The sequence below is a fragment of the Arthrobacter sp. sptzw42 genome, from assembly GCF_059089685.1.
In genome coordinates this window covers 1-25,388 of record NZ_JBNHEX010000020.1, presented here as the reverse complement: position 1 = coordinate 25,388, position 25,388 = coordinate 1, and the positions used below count along the sequence as shown (strand labels likewise).

The 25,388-nt window shown below is 64.6% G+C and carries 27 protein-coding genes, 2 tRNA genes, 1 other RNA gene and 1 pseudogene; 13 read left to right on the top strand and 18 right to left on the bottom strand.

The genetic code is table 11. The annotated features are described in order from the left end of the window. Together AC5RT4_RS17405 and xylB are read left to right on the top strand one after the other, a co-directional pair. Positions 1-143: pseudogene (locus tag AC5RT4_RS17405) on the top strand (xylose isomerase); the annotation flags it as partial. 2 nt (positions 144-145) lie between these two features. Further along, positions 146-1,564, top strand: a complete 1,419-nt coding sequence (gene xylB / locus AC5RT4_RS17400; protein ID WP_494039915.1) for a xylulokinase — start codon at positions 146-148, stop codon at positions 1,562-1,564. Positions 1,565-1,670: 106 nt separating this feature from the next. On the opposite strand, the gene AC5RT4_RS17395 is transcribed toward xylB, so the two are convergent. Genes AC5RT4_RS17395 through AC5RT4_RS17385 form a run of 3 tightly spaced genes read right to left on the bottom strand, consistent with a single transcriptional unit; the run spans position 1,671 to position 4,890 of the window. Then, positions 1,671-2,510, bottom strand: a complete 840-nt coding sequence (locus AC5RT4_RS17395; protein WP_494106575.1) for a sugar phosphate isomerase/epimerase family protein — start codon at positions 2,508-2,510, stop codon at positions 1,671-1,673. Next, complete coding sequence (locus AC5RT4_RS17390; protein WP_494039917.1) at positions 2,507-3,721, bottom strand: dihydrodipicolinate synthase family protein; 1,215 nt, start codon at positions 3,719-3,721, stop codon at positions 2,507-2,509. The genes AC5RT4_RS17395 and AC5RT4_RS17390 overlap by 4 nt, the downstream gene beginning before the upstream one ends. Beyond that, entirely contained in the window at positions 3,721-4,890 is a 1,170-nt protein-coding gene (locus tag AC5RT4_RS17385; protein ID WP_494039918.1) for a Gfo/Idh/MocA family protein, read from the bottom strand. Before AC5RT4_RS17385 ends, AC5RT4_RS17390 begins: the two co-directional genes overlap by 1 nt. A gap of 171 nt (positions 4,891-5,061) precedes the next feature. Here AC5RT4_RS17385 and AC5RT4_RS17380 point away from each other — a divergent pair, with 171 nt between their 5' ends. The 3 genes from AC5RT4_RS17380 to AC5RT4_RS17370 are packed head-to-tail and all read left to right on the top strand — an operon-like array spanning position 5,062 to position 7,621. Beyond that, positions 5,062-6,180 carry a LacI family DNA-binding transcriptional regulator gene (locus tag AC5RT4_RS17380; protein WP_494106574.1) on the top strand — a complete coding sequence of 373 codons (1,119 nt, stop codon included), beginning with the start codon at positions 5,062-5,064 and terminating at the stop codon, positions 6,178-6,180. Positions 6,181-6,182: 2 nt separating this feature from the next. Beyond that, positions 6,183-6,929, top strand: a complete 747-nt coding sequence (locus AC5RT4_RS17375) for an alpha/beta hydrolase (RefSeq protein ID WP_494106573.1) — start codon at positions 6,183-6,185, stop codon at positions 6,927-6,929. Positions 6,930-6,937: 8 nt separating this feature from the next. Continuing rightward, positions 6,938-7,621, top strand: a complete 684-nt coding sequence (locus AC5RT4_RS17370) for a DNA alkylation repair protein (protein ID WP_494106577.1) — start codon at positions 6,938-6,940, stop codon at positions 7,619-7,621. Here the strand turns inward: AC5RT4_RS17370 and mptB are convergent. Beyond that, a complete protein-coding gene (gene mptB, locus AC5RT4_RS17365) occupies positions 7,614-9,170 on the bottom strand; it encodes a polyprenol phosphomannose-dependent alpha 1,6 mannosyltransferase MptB (protein WP_494106572.1) in 1,557 nt (518 codons plus the stop codon). The genes AC5RT4_RS17370 and mptB overlap by 8 nt on opposite strands. Before the next feature lie 168 nt (positions 9,171-9,338). Between mptB and orn the strand changes: the two genes are divergently transcribed. The 3 genes from orn to def all read left to right on the top strand — a co-directional run bounded on the left by orn (position 9,339) and on the right by def (position 10,848). After that, the gene (gene orn / locus AC5RT4_RS17360; protein WP_494039922.1) at positions 9,339-9,968 is read left to right on the top strand and encodes an oligoribonuclease; all 630 of its coding nucleotides are present in this window, start codon (positions 9,339-9,341) and stop codon (positions 9,966-9,968) included. Positions 9,969-10,097: 129 nt separating this feature from the next. Then, positions 10,098-10,170: transfer RNA gene (locus tag AC5RT4_RS17355), tRNA-His, on the top strand. A gap of 105 nt (positions 10,171-10,275) precedes the next feature. Next, positions 10,276-10,848 carry a peptide deformylase gene (gene def / locus AC5RT4_RS17350; protein ID WP_494039923.1) on the top strand — a complete coding sequence of 191 codons (573 nt, stop codon included), beginning with the start codon at positions 10,276-10,278 and terminating at the stop codon, positions 10,846-10,848. Between the two features lie 52 nt (positions 10,849-10,900). On the opposite strand, the gene AC5RT4_RS17345 is transcribed toward def, so the two are convergent. The 6 genes from AC5RT4_RS17345 to rnpB all read right to left on the bottom strand — a co-directional run bounded on the left by AC5RT4_RS17345 (position 10,901) and on the right by rnpB (position 14,812). Beyond that, positions 10,901-11,698, bottom strand: coding sequence for an HNH endonuclease family protein (locus tag AC5RT4_RS17345; protein ID WP_494106571.1), 798 nt, complete (start codon positions 11,696-11,698; stop codon positions 10,901-10,903). A gap of 111 nt (positions 11,699-11,809) precedes the next feature. Further along, positions 11,810-12,019 (bottom strand): hypothetical protein, encoded by a 210-nt coding sequence (locus tag AC5RT4_RS17340; protein ID WP_494039925.1) that lies wholly within the window; start codon positions 12,017-12,019, stop codon positions 11,810-11,812. 74 nt (positions 12,020-12,093) lie between these two features. Then, positions 12,094-13,572, bottom strand: a complete 1,479-nt coding sequence (locus tag AC5RT4_RS17335) for a glyceraldehyde-3-phosphate dehydrogenase (protein WP_494039926.1) — start codon at positions 13,570-13,572, stop codon at positions 12,094-12,096. A gap of 262 nt (positions 13,573-13,834) precedes the next feature. Then, positions 13,835-14,047, bottom strand: a complete 213-nt coding sequence (locus AC5RT4_RS17330; RefSeq protein WP_494106570.1) for a tryptophan-rich sensory protein — start codon at positions 14,045-14,047, stop codon at positions 13,835-13,837. After that, positions 13,954-14,259 carry a tryptophan-rich sensory protein gene (locus AC5RT4_RS17325; RefSeq protein WP_494106576.1) on the bottom strand — a complete coding sequence of 102 codons (306 nt, stop codon included), beginning with the start codon at positions 14,257-14,259 and terminating at the stop codon, positions 13,954-13,956. The genes AC5RT4_RS17330 and AC5RT4_RS17325 overlap by 94 nt, the downstream gene beginning before the upstream one ends. A gap of 161 nt (positions 14,260-14,420) precedes the next feature. Further along, positions 14,421-14,812, bottom strand: an RNA gene (gene rnpB, locus AC5RT4_RS17320) — RNase P RNA component class A. 56 nt (positions 14,813-14,868) lie between these two features. Between rnpB and AC5RT4_RS17315 the strand changes: the two genes are divergently transcribed. Then, on the top strand, positions 14,869-15,633 hold the full coding sequence (locus AC5RT4_RS17315; RefSeq protein ID WP_494039928.1) for a YaaA family protein: 765 nt from the start codon (positions 14,869-14,871) through the stop codon (positions 15,631-15,633). Positions 15,634-15,711: 78 nt separating this feature from the next. Here the strand turns inward: AC5RT4_RS17315 and AC5RT4_RS17310 are convergent, their stop codons facing one another. Beyond that, positions 15,712-16,449: a zinc ribbon domain-containing protein gene (locus AC5RT4_RS17310; RefSeq protein ID WP_494106569.1), complete on the bottom strand. Its 738-nt coding sequence runs from the start codon at positions 16,447-16,449 to the stop codon at positions 15,712-15,714. A gap of 145 nt (positions 16,450-16,594) precedes the next feature. Beyond that, on the bottom strand, positions 16,595-17,518 hold the full coding sequence (locus AC5RT4_RS17305) for a Nif3-like dinuclear metal center hexameric protein (RefSeq protein WP_494106568.1): 924 nt from the start codon (positions 17,516-17,518) through the stop codon (positions 16,595-16,597). Positions 17,519-17,619: 101 nt separating this feature from the next. On the opposite strand from AC5RT4_RS17305, the gene msrA reads away from it, so the two are divergent. From msrA to epsC, 3 genes are all read left to right on the top strand, one after another. Then, complete coding sequence (msrA, locus tag AC5RT4_RS17300; protein ID WP_494106567.1) at positions 17,620-18,144, top strand: peptide-methionine (S)-S-oxide reductase MsrA; 525 nt, start codon at positions 17,620-17,622, stop codon at positions 18,142-18,144. A 63-nt stretch (positions 18,145-18,207) separates the two neighbouring features. After that, the gene (gene cysK / locus AC5RT4_RS17295; RefSeq protein WP_494039932.1) at positions 18,208-19,143 is read left to right on the top strand and encodes a cysteine synthase A; all 936 of its coding nucleotides are present in this window, start codon (positions 18,208-18,210) and stop codon (positions 19,141-19,143) included. A 40-nt stretch (positions 19,144-19,183) separates the two neighbouring features. Beyond that, positions 19,184-19,768, top strand: a complete 585-nt coding sequence (gene epsC / locus AC5RT4_RS17290; protein ID WP_307609633.1) for a serine O-acetyltransferase EpsC — start codon at positions 19,184-19,186, stop codon at positions 19,766-19,768. 98 nt (positions 19,769-19,866) lie between these two features. Here epsC and gnd read toward each other — a convergent pair whose 3' ends face one another. Continuing rightward, positions 19,867-21,303, bottom strand: a complete 1,437-nt coding sequence (gene gnd / locus AC5RT4_RS17285) for an NADP-dependent phosphogluconate dehydrogenase (RefSeq protein ID WP_494106566.1) — start codon at positions 21,301-21,303, stop codon at positions 19,867-19,869. A 200-nt stretch (positions 21,304-21,503) separates the two neighbouring features. On the opposite strand from gnd, the gene AC5RT4_RS17280 reads away from it, so the two are divergent. Further along, positions 21,504-22,229: a FadR/GntR family transcriptional regulator gene (locus AC5RT4_RS17280; protein ID WP_494039934.1), complete on the top strand. Its 726-nt coding sequence runs from the start codon at positions 21,504-21,506 to the stop codon at positions 22,227-22,229. A gap of 220 nt (positions 22,230-22,449) precedes the next feature. Here the strand turns inward: AC5RT4_RS17280 and AC5RT4_RS17275 are convergent, their stop codons facing one another. The 5 genes from AC5RT4_RS17275 to AC5RT4_RS17255 all read right to left on the bottom strand — a co-directional run bounded on the left by AC5RT4_RS17275 (position 22,450) and on the right by AC5RT4_RS17255 (position 24,863). Then, complete coding sequence (locus AC5RT4_RS17275) at positions 22,450-22,728, bottom strand: hypothetical protein (RefSeq protein WP_494106565.1); 279 nt, start codon at positions 22,726-22,728, stop codon at positions 22,450-22,452. Positions 22,729-22,840: 112 nt separating this feature from the next. Then, positions 22,841-22,916 (bottom strand) — tRNA-Val (locus AC5RT4_RS17270). A 109-nt stretch (positions 22,917-23,025) separates the two neighbouring features. Next, on the bottom strand, positions 23,026-23,946 hold the full coding sequence (locus AC5RT4_RS17265; protein ID WP_494106564.1) for an NAD-dependent protein deacetylase: 921 nt from the start codon (positions 23,944-23,946) through the stop codon (positions 23,026-23,028). 6 nt (positions 23,947-23,952) lie between these two features. After that, a complete protein-coding gene (locus tag AC5RT4_RS17260; protein WP_494039937.1) occupies positions 23,953-24,447 on the bottom strand; it encodes a peroxiredoxin in 495 nt (164 codons plus the stop codon). Next, on the bottom strand, positions 24,444-24,863 hold the full coding sequence (locus AC5RT4_RS17255; protein WP_494039938.1) for a DUF3052 domain-containing protein: 420 nt from the start codon (positions 24,861-24,863) through the stop codon (positions 24,444-24,446). The genes AC5RT4_RS17260 and AC5RT4_RS17255 overlap by 4 nt, the downstream gene beginning before the upstream one ends. Positions 24,864-25,388 lie beyond the last annotated feature (525 nt).

Here is a 25,388-nt window from a genome sequence, read left to right as displayed (position 1 = left end):
TCGCCGCCGGCGAAACCGGCACCGACCTGCTGGCCGACACCACCGCCTTCGAGGACTTCAACGCCGACACCGCAGCCGAACGCTCCTTCGCGTTCGTACGCCTCAACCAACTCGCCATCGAACACCTCCTGGGCGCCCACTGACCATGGCACTTGTAGCAGGTATCGACAGCTCCACCCAGTCCTGCAAAGTGGTGGTTCGTGACGCCGAAACCGGGGCGTTGATCCGACAAGGCAGGGCCAGCCACCCGCAGGGCACTGAAGTCCACCCCGACCACTGGTGGGCTGCCCTGCAGGAAGCGATAGAGCAGGCAGGCGGCCTCGACGACGTGGCAGCAGTATCGGTCGGCGGCCAGCAGCACGGAATGGTGTGCCTCGACAGTGACGGCCGGGTCATCCGGCCGGCGCTGCTGTGGAACGACACCCGCAGCGCCGGCGCCGCGCGGGAACTGATTATCAAAGCGGGCGACGGCGATGTCGCGGCAGGAGCCCGCTACTGGGCCGGTGCCACAGGCACTGTCCCGGTGGCCTCGCTCACGGTTACGAAGCTGCATTGGCTGGCTGCCAACGAGCCGGAGAACGCAGCGAAGGTTGCCGCAGTGTGCCTGCCGCACGACTGGCTGACCTGGCGGCTCCTGGGCTACGGCGAAGGCAGCGGCCCCGGAAGCCTCGAGGCGCTGACCACTGACCGTTCGGACGCTTCCGGCACCGGCTACTATTCGACGGCGGCCGGGACGTACCTGCCGGAGGTCCTGGAGTCATCGCTCGGACACGTGCCGCTGCTTCCGGATGTATTGGGGCCGCTAGACACCGCCGGCAAGACGCCCGGCGGGGTTGTCGTGGCTCCAGGGGCCGGAGACAACGCGGCAGCGGCACTCGGTGCAGGCGCGGCCGTAGGTGATGTGGTGATGTCGCTGGGCACCTCCGGAACGGTGTTCGCCGTGTCCGGTACCCCTGCCGCCGATCCGTCCGGATTGGTGGCAGGCTTCGCCGATGCCGCCGGGAATTACCTCCCACTGGTCTGCACGCTCAATGCCACCCGGGTCTTTGATGCCACCGCGGCTCTGCTCGGTGTCACCATTGTGGAGTTCAACGAACTTGCGCTGTCCGCCGAACCGGGCGCCGGCGGCCTGACCCTCGTGCCTTACTTCGACGGCGAGCGCACGCCGAACCTGCCCGATGCCACCGGCTCGCTCCACGGCATCACCCGCGGCAACTACACGCCTGCGAACCTGGCGCGTGCCGCCGTCGAGGGCGTTGTGTGCTCGCTGGCAGACGGATTGGCGGCACTCCAGGAACAGGGAGTCGAGGCGGGACGGGTCATCCTGGTGGGCGGCGGTGCGCAGTCCAGCGCGGTCCAGCAGGCGGCAGCACAGCTGCTGGGCATCAGTGTCACCGTGCCGCGTCCCGGCGAGTATGTGGCCGACGGTGCAGCACGCCAGGCAGCAGCGGCACTCACTGGACGTTTTCCGCAGTGGGCGCTCGACGCCGTCGACCTCCCGGCCGGGCAGGACGACGACGGGGTGCTGGCCCGTTACCGCAGGTTTGCGGGGATGTACGCCTAAGCGTCCTCCAGACAGAAAGGACCCGGACCGCTGAGCGGTCCGGGTCCTTCCATGTGGGGCGCAGGCTCCTGCCGTGACGTAGCAGAAGCCCGCGGTCTGGATCAGGTCAGGCGTACGGGAGGATGAGCTCCGCGTATCGCTCCTTGACCGTGGCCAGGACGGTATCGCCGTCCGTGTCCCAGATCTCCTGATTGAAGATTTCCACCTCGATGTCACCGGTGTACCCGGCATCGCGCACCCAGGTGCCGATGGTGGCGAAGTCCACCACGCCGTCGCCCATGTAGCCGCGGGACAGCAGCGGGTCGGCGGCGATGGGCATGTTGAAGTCACACACCTGGTAGGAGGCAATGCGGTTTTCCCGGCCGGCGCGTTCAATCTGCGTTTTCAGCTCGGGATCCCACCAGACGTGGAACGTATCGACGGCGACACCCACCGTGGCGGCCTCGAAAGGCGCCGCGAGGTCCAGTGCCTGCCCCAGGGTCGAAATCAGGGCACGGTCCGCGGCATACATGGGGTGCAGCGGTTCCAGGACCAGCCGGACGCCGTTTTCCGCGGCGAACGGAACGAGGTCCGCAATCCGGTCAGCAACGCGTTGCCTTGCCGCCACCACGTCCTTCTCCCCCGGTGCCAGCCCGCCAACAACGAGGAAGAGTTCCCTGGTGCCCAGGGCCACCGCTTCCAGAATGGCAGCGCGGTTGTCAGCCAGGGCAGCGGCCTGCCCCTCGGCGTCGGCTGCGGTGAGGAAGCCACCTCGGCACAGGGAGGAGACCCGGAGGCCGGCATCCTTGATCAGGCGCGCTGCCTTGTCCAGGCCGGTTTCCTCCACGCGGTCCCGCCAGGGCCCGATTGACGGAATGCCGGCTTTGACGCAGCCCTCCACCACCTGTGCGAGGGTCCACTTTTTAGTGGTGGCGGTGTTGATGGCAAGGCGTGAGAAGTCGCTCAAACTCCCACCCCGTTGATGCGCAGGTAGTCGGACATCCGGAAGGCAGCCAGGGCGGGGTCCCGCAGCAGGCCGGCCTGGTCCGCCAGTTCGAAGGTCCTGGCAAGGTGGCACACCGAGCGGCCGGAGTGCAGGCCGCCCACCATTTGGAAGCCCTGCTGCTTGCCGTTGAGCCAGGACATAAACGCGATGCCGGTCTTGTAGTAGAACGTGGGGGCACTGAAGATGTGCTTGCCCAGTTCGCGGGTGGAGTCCAGGATTTCGCGTGCCTTGACGGCGTTGCCGGCATCATAGTTCTGCAGGGCCACCGATGCTGCCGGGTAGATCGCGGCGAAGATGCCCAGCAGGGCGTCGGAGTGGTGGGTGCCGTCGCCGTCGATCAGTTCCGGGTAGTTGAAGTCGTCCCCGGTGTAGAGGCGGACGCCGTCGGGCAGTGCTGCTCGAAGGGCCACCTCGTGGCTGGCATCCAGCAAGGAGACCTTGACGCCGTCCACCTTGGCTGCGTTGTCCTTGATCAGTCCCAGGAAGGTCTCAGTGGCAGCCGCTACGTCATCCGAACCCCAGTAGCCGGCGAGGGCGGGATCGAACATGGTGCCGAGCCAGTGCAGGATCACCGGCTGGTCCACTTCCTGCAGCAGTGTGGAGTACACCTTCAGGTAGTCATCGGGGCCGCTGGCCACCTTGGCCAGGGCCCGGGAGGCCATGATGATGACCTTGGGTCCGGCCTCTGAGATCACGGCAATCTGCTCGCGGTACGCCTCGAGGACCGCTTTGAGTCCGGCTTCTCCGGCAGGAAGGGCACCGATGTCCAGCTGGTCAGTGCCCGCCCCGCAGGACACGAGGTCCCGGACGGACTTGCCGGCAGTGGCCGCATTGCCGGCGGACACTACCGAGGCAGCCTCCACACCGGTGCGCTTGATGAGCTGCTGGGTGGCGGCCCAGTCCAGGCCCATGCCGCGCTGGGCGGTATCCATGGCATCGGCAACGCCCAGGCCGTAGGACCACAGCTCATGGCGGTAACCCATGGTTGCTTCCCAGTCCAGCCGGGCCGGAGCCCCGGGAGTGTTCTCTGCCAGGACCTCGGGAATGACATGGGCTGCCGCATAGGCGCGGCGTGCTGTCAGCGGGGCGGCGGGACGGGCCCAGGATTCAGCGCCCCGGAGCCGGTACTCCCTGGTTCCGCCGTCGGAGGAGGGAAGGATAAGAGAGGTCATTAGAGCGTGATCTCCGGGATGTCGATGGTGCGGCGTTCGTCATTGGACTGCAGGCCGAGTTCGGCGAGCTGGACGCCGCGGGCAGCGGACAGCAGGCCGAAGCGGTGCTCGCGGCCGGCAACAACGTCGCGGAGGAACTCTTCCCACTGCAGCTTGAAGCCGTTGTCCAACTCAGCGTTGGCGGGGACTTCCTGCCACTGGTCGCGGAAGGACTCGGTGACGGGCAGGTCCGGGTTCCAGACCGGCTTGGGGGTGTGGGCCCGCTGCTGGGCAACGCACTTGTTCAGGCCTGCGACGGCAGAACCGTGCGTGCCGTCAATCTGGAATTCCACCAGCTCGTCGCGGTAGACGCGGACTGCCCAGGAGGAGTTGATCTGGCCGACAACCTGATCGCCGGCGGGGGTTTCGAGTTCGAAGATGCCGTAGGAAGCGTCGTCGGCGGTTGCCTTGTACTCTTTGCCCGCTTCGTCCCAGCGTGCAGGGATATGGGTGGCGGTCTTGGCGTTGACGCTCTTGACCTTCCCGATGATGCCTTCAAGGACGTAGTTCCAGTGGCAGAACATATCCGTGGTCATTCCGCCGCCGTCTTCCTTGCGGTAGTTCCAGGACGGGCGCTGCGCGGCCTGGACGTCGCCTTCAAACACCCAGTAGCCGAATTCACCGCGGATGGAGAGGATGCGGCCAAAGAAGCCTTCATCCACCAGGCGGCGGAGCTTGACCAGGCCGGGCAGGTAGAGCTTGTCGTGGACGACGCCCGCGGTGACGCCGGACTCCTTGCCGATGCGGGCCAGTTCGATGGCTTCCTCAAGGGTTTCAGCCGTGGGCTTTTCGGTGAAGATGTGCTTGCCGGCGAGCATGGCTTTTTTGAGGGTCGCTGCGCGGAGGCTGGTCATTGAGGCGTCAAAGACGATGTCAACGGTGGGATCGTTGATCACTGCGTCGAGGTCTGTGCTCCATTCGGAGATCTTGTGCTTTTCGGCCAGTTCCCGGATCTTCGCTTCGTTACGGCCCACCAGGATGGGCTCGACCTGAACCCTGGTGCCATCCTCCAGCGTGAAGCCGCCGGCGTCGCGGATGGGGAGGATGGAGCGCAGCAGGTGCTGGCGGTACCCCATCCGGCCGGTGATGCCGTTCATGGCGATGCGGATAGTTTTTGTCTCGAAGCCCATGTGTCCTCCACGGTGAGTGAGCAGTTTTACTCAAGCTGGTTGGGAAAGCGCATTCCCGTTAACTCAATGATGCACGGGCAGAGACGTGTTGGCAAGCGCTTTCCGGAAGCAGGCTGAACTGCCATAATGTCTCTAGGCTTTTCGACCCTACAAAAACATCCAGGAGACACCGTGGCTGCAAGTACCCTTACTGAGGTGGCTCGGCTTGCCGGTGTTTCGCCTGCCACAGCCTCCCGTGTCCTGAACGGGTCCGCCCGCAAACCCGGCCAGGACATCGCGGACAGGGTACGCCATGCCGCCGAGTCGCTGGGCTACATTCCCAACGCCCAGGCCCAAGGCCTTGCCAAATCCAGTTCAGGGCTCATCGGCCTGATCGTCCACGACATCGCAGACCCCTACTTCGCCGCCATTGCCAGGGGTGTACAGGAAGCGGCACGGGAACAGCGCAAAATGGTCCTGCTGGCCACCACCGGCGGAGCGCCGGCGGAGGAAAAGGAAGCCGTCGCTGCGTTCGCCGCCCGCCGGGCCGATTCAATAGTGATTGCCGGTTCCCGCTCTGCCCAGCCGGAAGACCGGGAAGGCAACGCTGAACTTGCCGCAGAGCTGGACAGGTACTGCCGCAACGGCGGCCGGGTAGGGGTAGTGGGCCATCCCGTGGTGGGTGCGAAGGCACCCGAGGGCTACTACGTGGTGGCCGTGCCGAACCAGGAGCTTGCCGCAGAGCTGGCGGGCGAACTCGCGTCCGGCTGGGAGGGTGACTTTGTGATCATCGGCGGGCCCGAGGGGCTTTTCACTTCCGACGACCGGATCCGCGGTTTCCAGGAAGGCCTGGCCGCCGCCGGACGTGAACCTGCTGACATTGTGCGTACTACCTTCAATCGCGCGGGCGGCTACGAGGCCGGGCTTAAGCTTGCCGGTCTGATCAAAGCAGGACGCGCGGACACGGGCGAGGGGCGCGGGAGTACCAAGCTGTGCATTTTCGCCGTCAACGACGTCATGGCGATCGGCGCCGCGGCCGCATTGCGTTCAGAGGGGCTCCGTGTCCCCCGCGATGCCATCATTGCCGGGTTTGACGACATCGAAACGCTCCGCGACTTCCGCCCGGCACTTTCCACTGTCAGCCTGCCGCTCGAAGAGATCGGCCGCCTTGCCACCCGCGCAACTGCTCCGGGTGCCGCGGCCGGGGAAGGGCCGGACGGCACCGATACGCAAAAAGGAGCCGACGGCGTCGAGCCGCGCCCCATCACCGGCGAAGTGACCCTGCGGCGCAGCACCGAGACGGCTGCCTGACCGTGACGCTGCATCTCACCGCTGTCCCTTCGCGCACCCCCGGGCCCGGCGACCGGCCCGCCATCCTGGTACTTCCCGGCGGCGGCTACGCCCGGCAGGCTGACCACGAAGCGGAACCTGTCGCGGAGTGGCTGGCCGGGCTGGGCATTCACGCCTTTGTCCTGCGGTACCGGGTTGCCCCGGACCGGCACCCTGCGCCGCTTGAGGATGCCAAGCAGGCAATGCTTCACATCCGCAGCGGCGCACATGGCCTCGCCGTGGACCACGGACGCGTGGGGGTGCTCGGGTTCTCCGCAGGCGGGCACCTTGCAGCCACGCTCTCCACGGCAGTGGCAACCGGCAGTGCGGAACTCGACGTCCCGCAGGCAGTCCCCGACCTCACCGTGCTGTGCTACCCGGTGGTGTCCTACACCCGGGAGGTGCACCAGGGTTCAGTGGACAACCTGCTGGGCGAAGCGCCGCCGTCGGACATCCTGGCGGAACTCTCAGCCGAGCAGCGGGTCACCGCCGGAACTCCGCCGGCGTTCCTTTGGCACACGGCCGACGACGACGCCGTACCGGTCAGCCACAGCCTCGGCTATGCGGGCGCACTGCTCAGCGCCGGCGTGCCGGCCGAGCTGCACGTCTTTCCCAAGGGGCGGCACGGGCTGGGCCTTGCCGACGGCGAGCCCGGGCCCGATCAGTGGAGCCCGCTGTGTGCGGCCTGGCTGGATCGAGAGGGTTGGGTGGAACCACCCAACGCCAACTGATCGACATTATGGTGAACCGGGAAGCGCTCGATGCGATCCGCGCCGGGCTCCGTGGACTGGCTGACCCGGTGCGTGCAGTCGGGGCGCAGGCGTACATGAAGTCCGCCATGCCGTTTTTAGGCGTCCGTGTACCGGAAGTGCGCCGCCTGGTGACGGCAGTGGTTGCGCGGTTTCCGTTTGACACCGCAGAACAGCAGCGGGCCAGCGTGCTGGAACTGTGGGGCTCCGCGGAGTACCGCGAGGAGCGGTATGCGGCCATCGACCTGACTGCCGGCAAGCTCGCAGCAGCCGACTTGGGCATGCTCCCGGTTTATGAACTGATCATCCGCCAGGGTGCCTGGTGGGACTTCGCCGACGGCGTTGCCGGCCGTATCTGCTCCCTGCTGCAGGCGCACCCGGCAGAGCTGTCAGCAGTGATTCTGCGCTGGAGCAGAGACCCGGATTTGTGGGTGAGGCGGGCTTCCATTACTGCACAGCTCAGGGCCAAAGGAAACACGGATACAGAGCTCCTGCGCCGCGTGATTGAGGCGAACCTCACCGACCCCGAGTTTTTCATCAGAAAAGCGATCGGCTGGTCCCTGCGGGAGTACGCAAAAACTGCGCCCGACTGGGTTGCCGCCTTTGTGGCCGCGCACGAGGAGCGGATGAGTCCGCTGTCACTCCGGGAGGCCATGAAGAACCTCGCTAAATGACTGGCCGTTCAACCACCGGTTCCGGACTTTTCCGGAAGAGGCTGCGGGTCCGCGGATCCCAGAAGATCAGGTACAGGCCGAACAGGAGTCCGGTCACGGCAGCGGCTACGCGCGCCAGCGCCAGGGCCAAACCAAGGTCAGCGGTTTGAAGGTACGGGAAAACCTCCAGCTGATCCGAGATGGCGTAGATCATAAAGAACGAAACCACAAAGTAGAGTGCCTTGACCTGCCAGTCGTTCCGGATCCCGGTTACGGCAAACAGCGGAATGAGCCACACGACATACCAGGACTGGATCATGGGTGCCAACAGGACAATCGCCGCGAACGCCAGTGTGAGGCGGCGAATCAGCCGGTCGTAATCGCCCCTGAGGATCAGCCACGCGGCGATCCCCACCGCCAGCAGCTTACCGGCGTCGAACACCCAGTCCGCCAGGAGCCATCCGTCCAGCCCGAAGGAGTTTCCCAGCGAGGCGACCACCATTCCGATCAGCCCGACGGGTGCGTACCAGATGTAGATGCTGCCCGGTGCCGAGAGTCCGTTGATCCAGCCGAAGCCAAACCCGTTGACCAGGCTCATCAGAACCAGGAGCCCCAGGCTCAGGGCTGCCGTCAGTCCCCAGTACGAGAACCTGCGCAGCCAGCCGGCGTTCCTGCCTGCCCACAGCAGTCCGATGAAAGGCAGGAAGACAATGGTGATGGGTTTAACGGCGATCGAGAGTGTCACGAGGACGATCCCGCGGACCAAGCGGCGGGTCGCTGAGTAATAAAGGCCGGCCAGCGCCAGCCCGATCATCAGGGCGTCGTTGTGGACGCTGGCGATGAAGTTGGTCAGGAAGAGGGGGTTGGCCACAGTGAGCCACAGCGCCCGGTTGGGGTTGACCCCGTGCAGTTCCGCAAGTTTGGGCACATAGATCACGCAGAGGACTATTCCGGCCAGTGCCACCAGCCGGAACAGCATCACGCTGGCTTCAGGCTGGACGTTGGTGACCCACACGACGAACTGTTCGATCCACAGGAACAACTGTCCGTAAGGGACAGGGGCCTCGGTCCACATCTTGTCGGCGCCCAGCTGGAAGTAGTTGGACAGCGCCGAGATGCCGTTCTCGTATGGGTTGAAACCCTCCACCATCAGGCGGCCCTGGCCGATGTAGGCGTAGACGTCGCGGCTGAACAGCGGCACGCAGAACATCATGGGCAGCCCCCAGGCAACTACGGCCTGCAGCGTCGCCCTGCGGGCGTCTTCTCCCCAGACACCCACGCGCTGGCCCAACCGGAGCCAGGCGCGGACAAGGAGCATCCCGCCTACGGCCAACAGAATGATGGACAGGGCGACACCCGCTGCTTCTGTCCGCATCCAAATGAACAGCGCCATCCGCCGGAGTTCCGAGACAGGGGCCAGCCAGCCCACACCCAGGGACCCGATCAGCATGAACATCGATCCCGCGAACCCTGCCAGGAGCGGCGAGCGGGGATTGTCGACGCCGGCTCCAACCACCGCAGCAGTGTCCCCGGCCGCCAGTTCCCCGGCTGCAGGCACAGGCGCCGTCATCTCAGGATCGTCCAATCTCTTGGGTCTGCGCTCTTGGGTTTGCGCGCTTCTGCATCGCGGGCCCAGTGGCCGGCCAATGCGGGTTACAACGGCGGCAACCAGTCCCGCCGCGTACCCGAAATCCTAGCACCGGCAGGTGGCCCGGACGTGTAACGGTAGGCTGGTCCGGTGCCTATATCTAACGAACGAATCGTCTGGATCGACTGCGAAATGACCGGCCTGGACATCAAGAATGACGCCTTGATCGAGGTGGCTGCACTGGTCACGGACTCCGAACTGAACATCCTCGGCGACGGGGTGGACGTAGTGATCAAACCGGACGATGCCGCGCTGGCCCAGATGAACGACTTCGTCCGTGACATGCACACCAAGTCGGGGCTGCTCAAGGAGCTGCCCCATGGAACCACCATGGCCGAAGCCGAGGCAGCGGTGATGGAGTACATCGAAAAGTGGGTACCGGATCCGCGCAAGGCACCCTTGGGAGGCAACTCGGTAGGCACCGACAGGGTGTTCCTCTCGCGGGACATGCCCTCAGTGGTGGAGCACCTGCACTACCGCGTGATTGACGTCAGCACCATCAAGGAGCTCTCCCGCCGCTGGTTCGCCAGGGCCTACTTCCAGTCGCCGGCAAAGAAGGGCGGCCACCGCGCACTCGGGGACATCAAGGATTCCATCGACGAACTTCGCTACTACCGTGAAGCCGTGTTTGTGCCGGCGCCCGGCCCGGACAGCGCCACAGCCCAGCAGATCGCAAAGCGCATTACCGCGGCCGGCAATGCACAGCAGCCGGAAGAGTAATCTGCGCCACGTTTGCAGGAAATTTTCCTGAAACGGGCGAAAGTGGACAAACCATCCCCACGGAGCAGGTAAGCTATTTGAGTTGCCTTTCCAGAGAGCCGGTCCGCCGGTAATTCTGCAGGGCACATGGTGGGCTTAGCTCAGTTGGCAGAGCGCCTGGTTGTGGTCCAGGAGGTCGCGGGTTCAACCCCCGTAGCTCACCCTCACAGGATGGTACTTATGGCCGTCCAGCAAGGAGGCCGTACCGGATATCCGGTGCGGCCTCCTTTCTTTTCTTTTGCATTAGATACCGCCGAAGGACCGGAAAATGACTGTTCTGCCCATCACCATTTGGGGAGAGCCCGTGCTGCACCGCAGGGCAACCGAGGTGGAAGTGTTCGACGACGAATTGCGGGCCCTGATCGCCGACATGTTCGAAACGAACGACGCAGCCAACGGCGTGGGCCTGGCAGCCCCGCAGGTGGGCGTGGGCAAGCGGATCTTTGTCTACAAGTACGCCAATGACGACGGCGCTCCCCCCACGGGGGTCCTGGTCAACCCGGTCCTCACCCTGTCGAAAATTTCCGGGGCTGTCCCCGACCCCGACGAGGAAGAGGAAGGCTGCCTGTCGTTCCCCAGCGGGCAGTACCCGCTCAAGCGTGCCGAGTGGGCCCGGGTGGAAGGCTTTGACGGCTTTGGGCAGCCGGTGAAGTTCGAGGCGACGGGCTGGTTCGCCCGTGTCCTGCAGCATGAGTACGACCACCTCGACGGCAAGCTCTACGTCAACCGGCTGATGGACCGATACGCCCGCAAAGCCATGAAGCAGGCCAAAAAGAATGGCTGGGGCGTTCCCGGGCTGACCTGGATGCCGGGAGTGGACCCGGATCCCTTCGGCCATTAGGCCCGACGGGGCCGCGCCTTAACTGCCTACGTGCGCGGGAAGCGGGCAGGGATCAGTTGGCTGAGATGGTCTGCTGGTCCGGGCAGGACCCCAGCACGCGCTTCATGGCCTCTTTTTCCGGCTCCGTCACCCACAGGCCATAGGCTGCCTTGACGGAAACCTGCCGCGCCACGTAATGGCAGCGGATGGATTTGTTTTTGGGGAGCCAGGTAGCGGCATCTCCGGCGCCCTTCTGGCCGTTGACCGGCCCGTCCGCGGCAATGAGGTTCAGCGGATCGTTGGCGAGGCTTTGACGCTCCCCCGCACTTAGGCCCTGGGCGCCCTTTTGCCACGCGTCCGCCAACGGAACCACGTGGTCTATCTGAACTGCGCGGCTGCTTTCGGAGCCACGGCGGAATTCCACGAACTGCCCGAGATAGGGCTCATGGAGGGAGCCGGCTGCCACCCGGCACTTTGATCCTTCCATAAAGACCACCGCCGTCAGGTCGCGGCGAAGTATGTCGTTGCGTGTATCGCAGCCGTTGCGGTCCACGTCCTGCCATGCCTGGCCGAACGCCTCGCGGTCGTAGTTGTCCTTGGCGGCGCGGCCCTTCACGGCAAGCCCTTCCAGTGCGGACAGTGCCGTCCCGGGTGGCACCGGATGCACCGGGACAACGGGTTTCATCCAGGCAGGGTCAAAAACGGGGGCCTCTGTGGGCCCGGACGCCGTGGGCTCCGCCACGGCAAACTGGCCGGCGGTGAAGAACCAGAACAGGGCTCCAAGAGCCGAGACGGCAGCAAGTGCCAGGACTCCCCACGCCTGCCGGGAACGCCGGCGGGACCGTCGATAGGCGGACCAGCTCACGGTCATCGGGTTTCTGCCCTTCGGGTGTTCTCACGCACCAGAAGAGCCTAGGACACGTGCCGTCCCTCCCCGCAGATATCCACACTGTGGAGGGCGAGTGAAAGGTCACACCGGGAGCTATTGCTCCCGCATCACCCGCCGGAGGTCCTCCTCCGCGATGGCCAGGAGTCCTTCAAGCTGCCGCACCCGGTCCTCGCCGACGTCGCCCGCCTGGTAGGCGGCGCGGGCGCGTTCAAGCAGCCGGACAGCCTCTTTGTGGTTGGCTTTTGCCACATCCAGGGCGTGTTCCAGGGTGGTCTCGTGCTGGAGTGTCGAGTCTTTATCCATGGCACAAGTGTGGTCCCGTTTCCCGGCTGTTTCCAGAGGAACCAGCCGGGAAATCAGGACACCGCCGCGGTTGATCAGACGGAGATGGCAGCCAGGGCTGCGGCGGATTCTTTGGCGGGGAAGGACGGCGGGTTCACACCGGCCATTTCCTCCATCACGCGGACCACCTGGCAGCTGTAGCCGAACTCGTTGTCGTACCAGACGTAGAGCACCAGGTTTTTTTCGTTGGAGATGGTGGCCAGGCCGTCCACGATGCCCGCGCGGCGGGACCCAACGAAGTCGGTGGAGACCACTTCAGGTGAGTCAATGTAGTCGATCTGCTTGCGCAGGTCCGAGTGCAGGGACATCTCCCGCAGGTAGTCGTTGACCTCGTCCTTGGTGGTCCCGTTTTCCAGGCTCAGGTTCAGGATTGCCAAGGAAACGTCGGGGGTGGGGACGCGGATGGAGCTGCCGGTCAGCTTGCCCAGCAGCTCGGGCAGGGCCTTGGCGACGGCCTTCGCGGCACCGGTTTCGGTGATCACCATGTTCAGCGCGGCCGACCGGCCCCGGCGGTCGCCCTTGTGGAAGTTATCGATCAGGTTCTGGTCGTTGGTGAAGGAGTGAACGGTCTCGACGTGGCCGTGGATAACGCCGAACTTGTCGTTGATGGCCTTCAGGACCGGGGTGATGGCGTTGGTGGTGCAGGAGGCCGCGGACACGATCTGGTCCGTGTCCTCGATGGTGCGGTGGTTGATGCCGTGGACGATGTTCTTCAGTTCGCCCTTGCCTGGGGCGGTCAGCAGCACCCGCGCCACACCCTTGCTCTGCAGGTGCTGGGACAGGCCTTCAGCGTCGCGCCAGCGGCCGGTGTTGTCCACCACCAGGGCGTTGTTGATGCCGTAGGCCGTGTAGTCGATGGTGGCGGGGTTGTCCGAGTAGATGACCTGCACCTGGACGCCGTTGGCCGTGATGGTGTTGGCTGTCTCGTCGATCCGGATGGTGCCTTCGAAGGACCCGTGCACCGAGTCGCGGCGCAGCAGGCTGGCACGCTTGGAAAGGTCGTTGTCGGAGCCCCGGCGTACCACGATGGCGCGCAGCCGCAGGCCGTGGCCGCCGCCGGCCTTTTCGATCAGGAGGCGGGCCAGGAGCCGGCCGATGCGGCCGAAGCCGTACAGGACGACGTCGGTGCTGGTGCGGTCGTCGCCGCCGCGCTTGCCCACCACGTCAGCCAGTTCGGCGCGAAGGAATTCCTCCAGCGTGGCGTCGCCGCCCTCTTCCTTGAACTTCTGGTTCAGCCGGGCGATGTCGATCGCTGCGGCACCGAGTTCCAGCCCGGCGAGGATGTTCAGGAGCGGGGCGGTTTCCTCCAGCCGCAGTTCGTCCTTGCTCATCCGGCGCGCAAAGCGGTGCGCCTTGAGGATGTTCATGGTGGACTTGTTGATCAGGCTCCGGCCATGGATGCTGGTCACCACGTTATTTTCGCGGTACAGCCGGCCGATCACCGGAATCATGGCCTCGGCGAGGGCCTCCCGGCCCATCCACGTATCAAGACAAGAATCTGACGTCTGGCTCACAGAAATACCTTCCTCGGTTCAGCCGCGTACGTCCTCGTACACGAATGTCGGCCACCTGATGATGTCCAGGGGCACTGGCACCTGCGGGATTTGGCCCCAGGCGCCTGGTTGTGTGCAAAAGAAAACCGCCGGATGCGAACGCAACTCCGGCGGAAGAACTCCTGCGTCCGTTATCCATTCTAAATTGGTGCACTCCCCTGCCGGTGCATGGGCTGCGTGAAATCACTCACACAGCAGGCTGCTGTGGATTCACCGGCATGGCTCAGTTGTGGATGGCGGAGTAGAGGTTGAGGCTGGCGGAAAACACCACCCACGAAAAGTAGGGCAGTACCAGCAGCCCGGCCCAGGTATGGACTGGCCCGAACTGCAGGATCAGCAGCGTTAATACGAGAGCCAGGGCGCAGATGACCGCGAGGGCGAGCCAGAGTGCAGCGGCGCCAAGCAGAGGGTAAAGCCCAAAAAAAGGTACGGCCACGCCAGGTTCAGCAGCAACTGCAGGGCGTAGGTCCTTCCGGCCCGGCCCGACAGGGCTCCCCGGCGCCAAACCAGCCACGCCGCCGCCGCACTGAAGGCATAGAGGGCGAACCACAGAGTCCGGAACATCCACCCGGCCGGCATCCACGGTGCTTTGACCGAGGCAGCAAACCAGCCGTTGGAGTTGAGGATGATCGGGACGGAGGCCAGCATGCACACGGCATAGGAAAGGCCCAGGAAACCAACAAGGGCAGCCGCTTGCCTGCCCGGGGAAGGCAACCGACGCGCGGCGTCTCCCGGGGCGGGTTCTCCATCAGTAACAGCGGGCACGGTTCAGCATCCCCAACGCAGCGTCCTAGGTCAAACAAGTGTGATGGATGGGTTGACCGATACGCCGGGTTCTGTGCTCCCGCTCCGTTGCCGGCGCGGGAGTAGCGGCCATCCATCTACGAACGCCGTTGCCGGCGCCCTCCAGCGGCCTACCCGGACACTCGGGCGGGCAGCCCTCAAACGTGTCCTGTCTGGCCTTGCTCCGGGTGGGGTTTACCTAGCCTTCCCGGTCACCCGGGAAGCTGGTGGTCTCTTACACCACCGTTTCACCCTTACCTGCTTCGTGCCGCTTTCAAACCGGCGCGACCCAGGCGGTCTGTTCTCTGTGGCACTGGCCTGCGGGTTACCCCGAGTGGGCGTTACCCACCACCCTGCCCTGCGGAGCCCGGACGTTCCTCGAGCCACTTGCGTGACGCGCGGCCGCCTGGTCAACCCATCCGCTACCAGTCTACCGGCGCCGTGCAGCTTTCCCTCCGCCGGTAGGATCGGACGGTGCTGATTCTGCTTCCCCCCTCTGAAGGCAAGACACCCGCGGTCCGCGGATCCGCCGTCGACTGGCCTTCGCTGAGCTTCCCGCAGCTGAACTCCTACCGGGCCAAAGTGCTGGACGCGCTGGGTACAATGAGCGCGCATGAGGACGCCCTCTCGCTGCTGGGGGTCGGGGCATCGCTGAAGGACGACGTCGACCGGAACACCCGCCTCCACGCTGAACCTGCGGCTCCAGCCCACCAGATCTATTCGGGGGTGCTTTACGACGCCCTGGGCTACAAAAGCCTCACCGTCAGCCAGCGCCGCAAGGCGGACGGGTCGGTACTCGTTATCTCGGCACTGTGGGGGGCCATACGCTTCGGCGACAGCGTGCCCGCCTACCGGCTGTCAATGGGAACTGCGCTGCCCGACGTCGGCCGCCTCGCCTCTTTCTGGAAACCCCAGCTCGCCGACGCCCTGGCGGAAGCCGCTTCCGGGCAGCTGCTGGTGGACTGCCGGTCGAGCACCTACGCGGCAGCGTGGACACCGCCGGCCGCCCAAACCGTCACTGTCAATGTCTACACCGAGGTCAAGGGGGTCCGGAAGGTGGTCAGCCACTTCGCCAAGCACACCCGCGGTGAACTTGCCCGGCACCTCCTGACCCGGCGGGGCAAGGCGCCGGAGACGCCGGCCCAACTGCTCAAGGCGACCTGCGAAAAGTGGGAAGCCGAGCTCGTGGCCGGTTCAGCACGGAAGGCACACGCGTTGAACATCATCCTGCCGGGCTAACTTACCCGCCTCCGCCAGCCTGGCAGCCGTAGGCGTCGTTCCCAGGCCTTAGAGGTCGCTTGACGCTGTTTGAGAGGGTCAGGCCCACTCTTCCGAGCGGACAAGGATGGCGCCGGAGTCGGGGCAGAACACGATGTCGTCGGCGGCAGCTGCCTTGATTTCGGCGAGGTCGCCGGGACTCAGTTTCATTCCCGAGGCCTCGGACGTGCCGTGAAACAGCCGGGCGGCGCCCACCCCGCGCTTGGCCAGGGTCTTCTCGTACACAGCCAGCATCCCGGCGTCGAGCGCGGCGGCGAACTCGGCGCGTTGGGCGCGGAGTCCGCCGGCCTCCGCCTCTACCTCTGCCAGCGCTGCGTCAAGCTCGGCCCGGATGCTGCCGAACGATCCCTGGATGTCGTCCACAATCCCCTGCTGTTTTGCCTGCCGGGCCCGGAGGGAATCAAGACGTTCCAGAACTTCAAGCTCCACGTCCTCAAGGTCCGAGCGCCGCTTGTTCAGGGAGGCGATGTCCTTCTGCAGAGCGACCAGGTCCTTCGACAAACCCGTTCCGCTGTTAAGCCTGGCCTCATCCTTTTCGATGCGGGTGGTCACCTGCTCCACATCCGCCTCGGCGCGTTTCAGTTCGGCCTCGGCATCGTGCACGGCCACCTTTGCGGAACCCAGCTCCCCGTTGGCCACGGACAACGCGGCCTGGAGGTCCTTGATGCGGGGATCGTTCTCAAGCGAGCGGCGGCGGTTGGCAAGCGACCTCAGCCGGGCGTCCAGCGCCTGCAGCTCAAGCAACTTCAACTGTTCCGCCGGTGCTGCCTTCGCCACTGTTACCTCCGCTTGATCCCTTCCGGCCGGGGCCGGGCACCTGAACGGCGCTTCCTAGACTCTAGCGCCTGGCCTGCTCCCCTGCCTCGCTGCGCCCGCTGCGTTCCCCTGCCGGTGTGGGCCCCGCCGGTGGACTCACACGGGCTTAGCCCGGAGTCAGGATGAAGTCCCACGGATCGCTGTTGGTGGTACTGACCTTGATTTCGACGTCATGGCCCTGGTCAGCCAGGACGTTGCCCAGTGCTGCCGCAGCTGCCGGCAGCCACAGCCATTCGCTGGCGAAGTGCGAGACATCCACCAGGTAGGGCCGGCCGTTCAGCGCCGCTTCCCGTGCCTCGGACGCGGGATGGTGGCGCAGGTCAGCAGTGACATAGACGTCGGCATTGCTGGCACGCACCTCATTGAACAGTGAATCCCCTGAACCGCCGCAGACGGCAATCCGGCGCACCAGCCCGTCCTTGTCACCGGAGACCCGCACTCCCCCGGCCACGGAGGGCAGGATCCCGAAGACACGTGCAGCGAAGTCCCCCAGGGTCATGGCATCGGCCAGGTCACCGACCCGCCCGATTCCCTCTTCGGGAAGGCCGTTGGCAGCCACCGTCAGCGGGGCGGCGTCCTGCAGGCCCAGGGCGTCGGCCAGCACGTCGGACACTCCCCCGACGGCGGAATCCCCGTTTGTATGAACGGTCAACAAGGCGGTGCCCGACTCGATCAGCCGGTGGACCGCCCGGCCCTTCGGTGTGGTCGCAGCAACCGTCGTGACGCCTTTCAGGAGCAACGGATGATGCGTGATCAGGAGTTCGGCTCCCCACTCCACTGCTTCCTCGATGACCTCAAGGGTGGGATCCACGGCAAACATCACCCGGGTGACCGGAGCGGAAGGGTGCCCCGCCACCAGCCCGACTTCGTCCCAGTTCTCGGCCAGGGACTCGGGCCACAGTTCCTCGACTGCCAGCAGCAGTTCTCCAAGGGTGGGAACCTCGGGCTGGCCCGCCGCTGCCTCCTCACCGGCAGGGGCGCCGCCGTCGTGATTCTCCTGGCCGGTAACGTCAGTGTCCACAGGTTCCATAGTCTTAGTTTTACCCCATCATGCCGCCGGGACCCCACGTTTGAAGCGGCGCTGTAAACCGGCCGGGGAATCATCCTGCGCCGCGAACCATTGAAGAGATCATGAAAACTTTTGTTTTGGGCGGAGGCTGCTTCTGGTGCCTCGACGCCGTCTACCAGAAGACCAAGGGTGTCACCTCAGTGGTGTCGGGCTACACAGGGGGCCACGATCCCCACCCTGACTACTACTCGGTCTGCAGCGGCACCACCGGGCATGCCGAGGTGGTGGCAGTGACCTTCGACGAGGACGTAATACCGGCAGAGGTCATCCTGGACATGTTCTTCGCCCTGCACGATCCCACAACCCTCAACCGTCAGGGGTACGACGTCGGCACGCAGTACCGCTCGTCCATGTTCTACGAGACCACCGAAGAGAAGATCCTTTTTGAGGAAGCGATCGACCGGAACCAGGCCCTGTGGGCGAATCCGATCGTCACCGAAGTCAGCCGGCTCCCCCGCTTTTCTGTTGCCGAGGAATTCCACCAGAACTACTACGCCAAGCATCCAGAACAGGGGTACTGCCAGGTGATCATCAACCCCAAGCTCGCCAAGGCCAGGAAATATTACTCTTCATGGCTTAACGCTTAGCGGGCGTTACGCGGCGTCGTTAGGCTGACCTCAGTATCCACCCTCAGAGATAGGCGTATTTTCATGGCACGGATCTATGACGATGTAACACAGCTGGTCGGCGGCACGCCGCTGGTCAAGCTCAACCGGCTCAGCGAGGGCCTGGATGCCACCGTCGCCGTCAAGCTTGAGTTCTACAACCCGGCCAACAGCGTCAAGGACCGCATTGGCGTGGCCATCGTGGACGCAGCAGAGAAGTCCGGTGCGCTGAAGCCCGGCGGAACCATCGTTGAGGGCACCTCCGGCAACACCGGCATCGCCCTGGCCATGGTGGGCGCCGCCCGCGGCTACAAGGTCATCCTGACCATGCCGGAGACCATGTCCACGGAGCGCCGCGTGATGCTGCGTGCTTTTGGTGCCGAAATCGTCCTGACTCCGGGCTCCGAAGGAATGCGCGGCGCAGTTGAGAAGGCCCAGGAAATTGTGGCCAACACCGAGAACTCCATTTGGGCCAAGCAGTTTGCCAACGAGGCCAACCCGGAAGTCCACCGCAACACCACGGCCGAGGAAATCTGGGCTGACACCGACGGTGCCGTGGACATCTTTGTCGCAGGTGTGGGCACCGGCGGAACCGTAACCGGCGTCGGACAGGTTTTGAAGGAACGCAAGCCCGGCGTCCAGATCGTGGCTGTGGAACCCAAGGACTCCGCAATCCTCAACGGCGGCACCCCCGGCCCGCACAAGATCCAGGGCATCGGCGCAAACTTCGTCCCCGAAATCCTGGACACCAACGTGTACGACGAAGTTTTGGACGCCACCCTTGAAGACTCTGTCCGCGTTGCCCGCGAACTCGGTGTCAAGGAAGGCATCCTGGGCGGCATTTCCTCCGGTGCCATTGTGTGGGGCGCCCTGGAACTGGCGAAGCGCCCGGAGAACGCAGGCAAGCTGATTGTTGCTGTTGTTTGCGACTTCGGCGAGCGTTACATCTCCACCGTGCTCTATGACGACATCCGCGGCTGAATAGAACCGCCCTCCGCCCGTTTCCTGTAGAAAGAACTTCGTGGGCTTTTTTGCAAGACTGAAGGAAGACCTCGACGCCGCCCGGTCCCACGACCCGGCGGCTCGAGGTTCTTTTGAGAACTTTTTCGCCTATTCCGGCCTTCACGCCATCTGGATCCACCGCCTGACGCACCGCATGTGGCAGAACCCTGCCCTGCGGTTCCCGGCACGGCTGCTCTCCCAGCTGGGCCGGTCCTGGACCGGCATAGAGATCCATCCGGGTGCCACGATCGGCCGCAGGTTCTTTATCGACCACGGCATGGGTGTGGTCATCGGTGAGACCGCCGAAATTGGCGAGGATGTGATGATTTATCACGGTGTCACGCTCGGCGGCCGCTCACTGGCAAGGATCAAGCGGCATCCCACTATTGGCGACCGCGTCACGATCGGTGCGGGCGCCAAGATCCTCGGCCCGATCACCATCGGCCGTGACAGCGCTGTGGGCGCCAACGCGGTGGTGGTCAAGGACGCGCCGCCGGAGTCAATCGTCACCGGTGTTCCCGCCAAGTGGCGCCACCGGGACGCCCAACGCGAGACCAAGCCCGCAGTCGATCCGGCTGAGTACGACATCGAATACCGGATCTGATTCCCCGATTTCCGCCGCCGGGAGTCAGCAGCCGAACAAGCCGAAGGCCGGCAGTTCCTTGATGGAACTGCCGGCCTTCGGCGTACTCAACGCGGCTGCTAGTGGGTGTCCACTGCCTCGATCTCGGACTTGTCCTCGCCCCAGAGGGTGTGGAAGGTGCCCTCGGCGTCAACACGGCCGTAGGTGTGCGCTCCGAAGAGGTCACGCTGGCCCTGGATCAGGGCTGCAGCAACGCGCTTGCGGCGCAGGCCGTCATAGTAGGCCAGCGAGGAGGAGAACACCGGTACCGGGATACCCAGCTGGACAGCCGTAGCCACCACGCGGCGCCAGGCGGGAACGGCGTCGGCGATGGCCTTGGTGAAGGCCGGCGCGAAGAGCAGGTTGGCCGGCTTCTCATCGGCAGCGTAGGCCTTGGTGATGTCCTTGAGCAGCTCGGCACGGATGATGCAGCCGGCCCGCCACAGGGAAGCGATCTCGTCCAGCTTCAGGTCCCAGCCGTATTCCTTGGCTGCCGACGTGAGCATGTCCAGGCCCTGGGCGTAGGAGACCAGCTTTGACGCGTACAGCGCCTGGCGGACGTCTTCAACGAAGGTCTCAGGGATTTCCACGGAAGCTTCATTGCCGGCCAGCAGTTCCTGGCCCAGCTTGCGCTGGCCCGCCTGGGAGGACAGGGCGCGTGCAAAGACGGATTCGGCGATGCCGGAGACCGGGGAGCCAAGTTCGAGCGCGGAGATGACGGTCCAGCGTCCGGTGCCCTTCTGGCCTGCGGCATCCACCACAACGTCAACGAACGGCTTGCCGGTCTTGGCGTCGACGTGGCCCAGGACCTCGGCGGAGATTTCGATCAGGAAGGAGGACAGCTCGCCCTTGTTCCACTCGGTGAAAATCTTGGACTGCTCTGCCGGCTCAATGCCGGCTCCGGAGCGCAGCAGGTCGAACGCTTCGCCGATAACCTGCATGTCGGCGTATTCGATGCCGTTGTGGACCATCTTCACGAAGTGGCCGGCGCCATCGGTTCCCACCCAGGCGCAGCATGGTTCGCCGTCCACCTTGGCGGAGATCTTTTCCAGCAGCGGGCCGAGTGCCTTGTAGGACTCCTTGGAACCGCCGGGCATGATGGAGGGTCCGTTCAGGGCGCCCTCTTCGCCGCCGGAGACGCCCACGCCGACAAAGTGCAGGTCCTTTTTGGCCAGAGCGGCCTCGCGGCGGCGGGTGTCCTCATAGTGGGAGTTGCCGGCGTCGATGATGATGTCACCGGCTTCCAGCAGCGGTTCCAGCTGCTCGATGACGGAGTCCACCGGCTTGCCTGCCTTCACCATGATGAGGACCCGGCGGGGTTTCTCCAGGGAGTCAACGAGCTCCTGGAGGGTTTCGGTCCGGACAAAGTTGCCGTCAGAACCGTGCTTTTCGAGCAGGGCGTCGGTCTTTTCCACCGAACGGTTGTGCAGTGCGACCGTGAAGCCGTTCCGCGCGAGGTTGCGGGCCAGGTTGGCACCCATCACCGCAAGGCCGGTGACACCGATGTGTGCAGACATCAAAACTCCAATTCATGCTGTGCGTTGGATGTGCAGCGGCTCCCTTTGCGCGGAAGCACAGTTGCAGACCGAGGGTCTGAATAAAGCATATATATTCGACGGGTCACAGGGAAGTAACGCCCACCTACTGGAAGCTTTTGTGTCAGTGCCCGTCCACCACAAAGGCGGGCGAAGCACCGGCCAGCACTAGGCTTAGCTGCATGACCACCAGCCTGCATCACCGTGCCATCGAGAATCTTGGCACCCGCATCGTCGCAGGCAACCTGCCCGCCGGCCACGTCATGCTGGCTGAACAGCTGGAAGACGAGCTGAAGGTGTCGCGGTCGGTCATCCGCGAGGCCGTCCGCGTGCTGCAGTCCCTCGGCCTCGTGGAAACCACCAAGCGGGTAGGCATCCGGGTCCTGCCGGCGAGCCGCTGGAATCCCTTCGACCCGCAGGTCATCAGGTGGCGCCTGGCAAGCGACGCACGAGGCGCGCAGCTCCGCTCACTCGCCGAACTGCGTGCCGCCGTCGAACCCGCGGCAGCAGAACTCGCCGCAGAAAACGCTCCCGCGCCGCTGCGGCTGGAACTCGTGGACGTCGCCTACGCAATGCGCGACGCCGGACACAACGGCGAGGTGCCCCGCTTCCTCGAGCTGGACATTCAGTTCCATTCCCTGCTGCTCTCCGGCTCCGGCAACGAAATGTTCGCCAACCTGATGGGGCAGGTGGCCGAGACCCTGACCGGGCGCACCGTCCACGGCCTGATGCCGGACCACCCGCACGAGGCAGCCCTTCAATGGCATGTAGACGTCGCAGAGGCCATCGCCAGGGGCGATGCCCCGGCTGCGCGGAATGCCTCCGACAGGATTATGCGCCGGACCATGTCCCAGATGTCTGATACCTGGACGGAGCAGCCGCGCGTTTTTATTCCGGTACGCCACTGAATTGACCGCACCGGCAGGACGCCAGGCCGGCGTCAGAGTCCCTTGGATCCGGTTGGTGGAGACCCGCCCACATAGCGCCGACACACCCCGGCAGGAACTACCTTGTTTCCTGCCGTTCACGGTATATTCATCTCAGACCCTCCACCGCGGCATCCCCCAATAGTCGCGGTGGAGGGTTTTCCAATGCCCGGCGGCCACCGGGCCCCCGAAACCCCGGTTATCAGGCTGCGTCCGCGACTGCCTCCCGCAGACGCCACCCGCCGCCTGCACCGTCCCTTTCCAGCAGCATTGTGGTCAGCGCCGAGCCGTGGTTGCCCCCGAGCCGTACCTGCACCTGCAGGACTTCGACATCAACCCGGCTGAGGCCCTTCGGCATCCTCCGGTTCAGTTCCCACCAGCTCACCCGCTCAAACCAGCGGACTGGTTCGGCTCCTACTGTCCATTCCCTGCCGTTGCGCACAACCGACGCGGGCATTCCGTTGATTCCGGTTCGCACCATCACGTGTTCCATTCCTGAAACCTATTGCAGGGCACCGACATTCAAACCCCGGGTGCCGGACAACGAAAAAACCCTGCCGCTTCCGCCTTCAGGCGGAAACAACAGGGTTTCCTGGTGGGTCCTACCGGGATCGAACCGATGACATCCACGGTGTAAACGTGGCGCTCTACCAGCTGAGCTAAAGACCCAAACACGCGGAAACCGGCGCTTCAGCGCCGTAACCAACGAACATAGACTCTACCGGATGCAGGCCGGGAAACGCGAATCGGCGCCGTCGGCATTCCTGCCCGGCCCCTGCTACAAGGGCGGAAGCTCGGCGGCCAGCCAGCTCAAAGCTTCGCTGACGCCCGCCTCCAGCTTGATCACGGCCTTGTCATCGCCCCGCGTCTGCCCCCGGTTGATAATGATGACCGGCTTCCCGTCCTTTGCGGCATGCCTGACGAAGCGCAGCCCGCTCATGACGGTCAGTGACGATCCCGCCACAACCAGCGCGCGGGCATCGTCCACCATCGCATACGAGCGCTCAACCCGCTCTTTGGGCACGTTCTCCCCGAAGTATACAAAGTCTGGCTTTAGCGTTCCGCCGCATGCAGGGCAGAGAGCCACCACGAAGCTTCTGATCAGCGCCTGGTCCTCAACGGCGGCGTCCGCGTCCGGCGCCATTTCCACCAGTCCCGTTTCCTCTGCCCGGGCCAGGAAATCGGGGTTCAACTCCTCCAGCACTCCCGCCAGCAGGCGCCTGGAATAAGTTCGGCGGCACTCCAGGCACACCACCTGGTCATACCTGCCGTGAAGGTCAACGACGTTGACGCTCCCGGCGTCCTCGTGCAGGCGGTCAACGTTTTGGGTTATCAAGCCGGTGAGGAAGCCCCGCCGCTCCAGCTCGGCGGAAGCCCGATGGCCCTGGTTGGGGTCAGCATGGCGGAGATGGGACCAGCCAATGTGGTTTCGGGCCCAGTAGCGCTGCCTGTTGGCGGCGTCCCGGGTGAACTCCTGGTACGTCATGGGGGTCCGCGGAGTTGACTCCGGGCCGCGGTAGTCCGGGATGCCTGAATCTGTACTGAGCCCGGCGCCCGTCAGCAACGCAAAGCGCTTGCCGGCGAGGATTTCGCGGATCTGGAGCAGAACGGCAAGCTCCTCCGCCGAGGGCCGCGCTGGAGCCACCGGCGGCATGCTGGCGAAGCCTGTCAGGCCTACACCCGCCCGCCGCTGCTCCATGGGCGGTCAGGCCTGCCTGAGGTTGGCCAAGGCAGCGCGGTATTCCCGTAGGTCCCTGGCCTGGCCGCGCGGGTTCACCACTGAGTACCGGACATTTCCGGCGGCATCGATGATGAACGTGCCACGCTTTGCCATCCCGCTCTCTGCATCGAAGACGCCATAGGCGGTGGCAACGGCACCGTGTGGCCAGAAGTCCGCCAGCAGATCGAAACTGTACCCTTCCTGGGCAGCGTAGGCGCGCAGGCTGAACTTGCTGTCTACGGACACAGCCAGGACGGTGGCGTTGGCATCCTCGAAGGCGGCCAGGTTGTCCCGTATCTCGCACAGCTCCCCGGTGCAGATTCCGGAAAAAGCGAAGGGATAGAACACCAGGACCACGTTCTGGCCGCGGAAGGAAGAAAGCCTGACCGGTTCGCCGAACTGATTGGCGAGTTCGAAATCAGGTGCCGGCACGCCAACGGCCGGCACGCCTTGAGTGGCAGCGTCAAGCGCTGCCGTCACTTGTTTTTCCTGCTCACCAGGCGGGACGCGCTCCAGTCCTTTGAAACGCCTGCCGAAGTTGTGACGTGCAGGCCGGCCGTCGGCGCAGCTTCCTGTATCTCGGCCGGGGAAACGTAACCGGCCCTGCCGGACTTCGGGGTAAGGACCCAGACAACGCCGGTTTCACTGAGGGTAGTCAGCGAATCCATGAGGCTGTCCACGAGGTCGCCGTCGCCGTCGCGCCACCAGAGGATAACGGCGTCCGCCACTTCATGGTCGTCCTCGTCCAGCAGTTCCGAACCCGTGAAGTCTTCAATATCGTCACGCAAGTCGAAATCGACGTCGTCGTCGTAACCGAACTCCTGAATCAGATCCCCGTTCTTGAAACCCAATTTTTCCGCCACATTTACCGATGTGGCGGCGTCGGCCTCGCTCACGTGTTCCTCCAATGCCTCATATATGCAGTGTGCATAGTGATTTCCATTACTCCCAAGCCAACACCCTTTGTGCCTGCGCTTCAAGCTGACGCCCCCGGGGCGGCGCATATTCTGCGTCACACCTGATGAAGCCAACCCGCTCCGCAGCGGCTTTTTGTCACACAACCAGTATGACGGCGAAATACAACAGGGCCCCCGAAGCCTGCGGCTACGCATCGTGTTCCGGACAGAGTTAGAGTTGCAGGTGACAACTAAGCCTGCGGAGCAACAACCCTGAAACTCCAGTGCAGGCGTAGGAATGCTAGGACCCTGCCCGGCACACATGACCGGGCTGTTGTAACCGATACGTCGCACACGGCGTATTTACGCCGGGCGGTCACCCTGCCCGGCCTGAGTGCGCCATCAAATGCGCGCAAAGAGAGGTTGGACGTGGCTGCAGGAGAAGATACCTCCCATATCCTCAGCGGGTTGACTAACCAGCTGCCTGATCGTGATCCGGAAGAGACCGCCGAGTGGGTTGAGTCC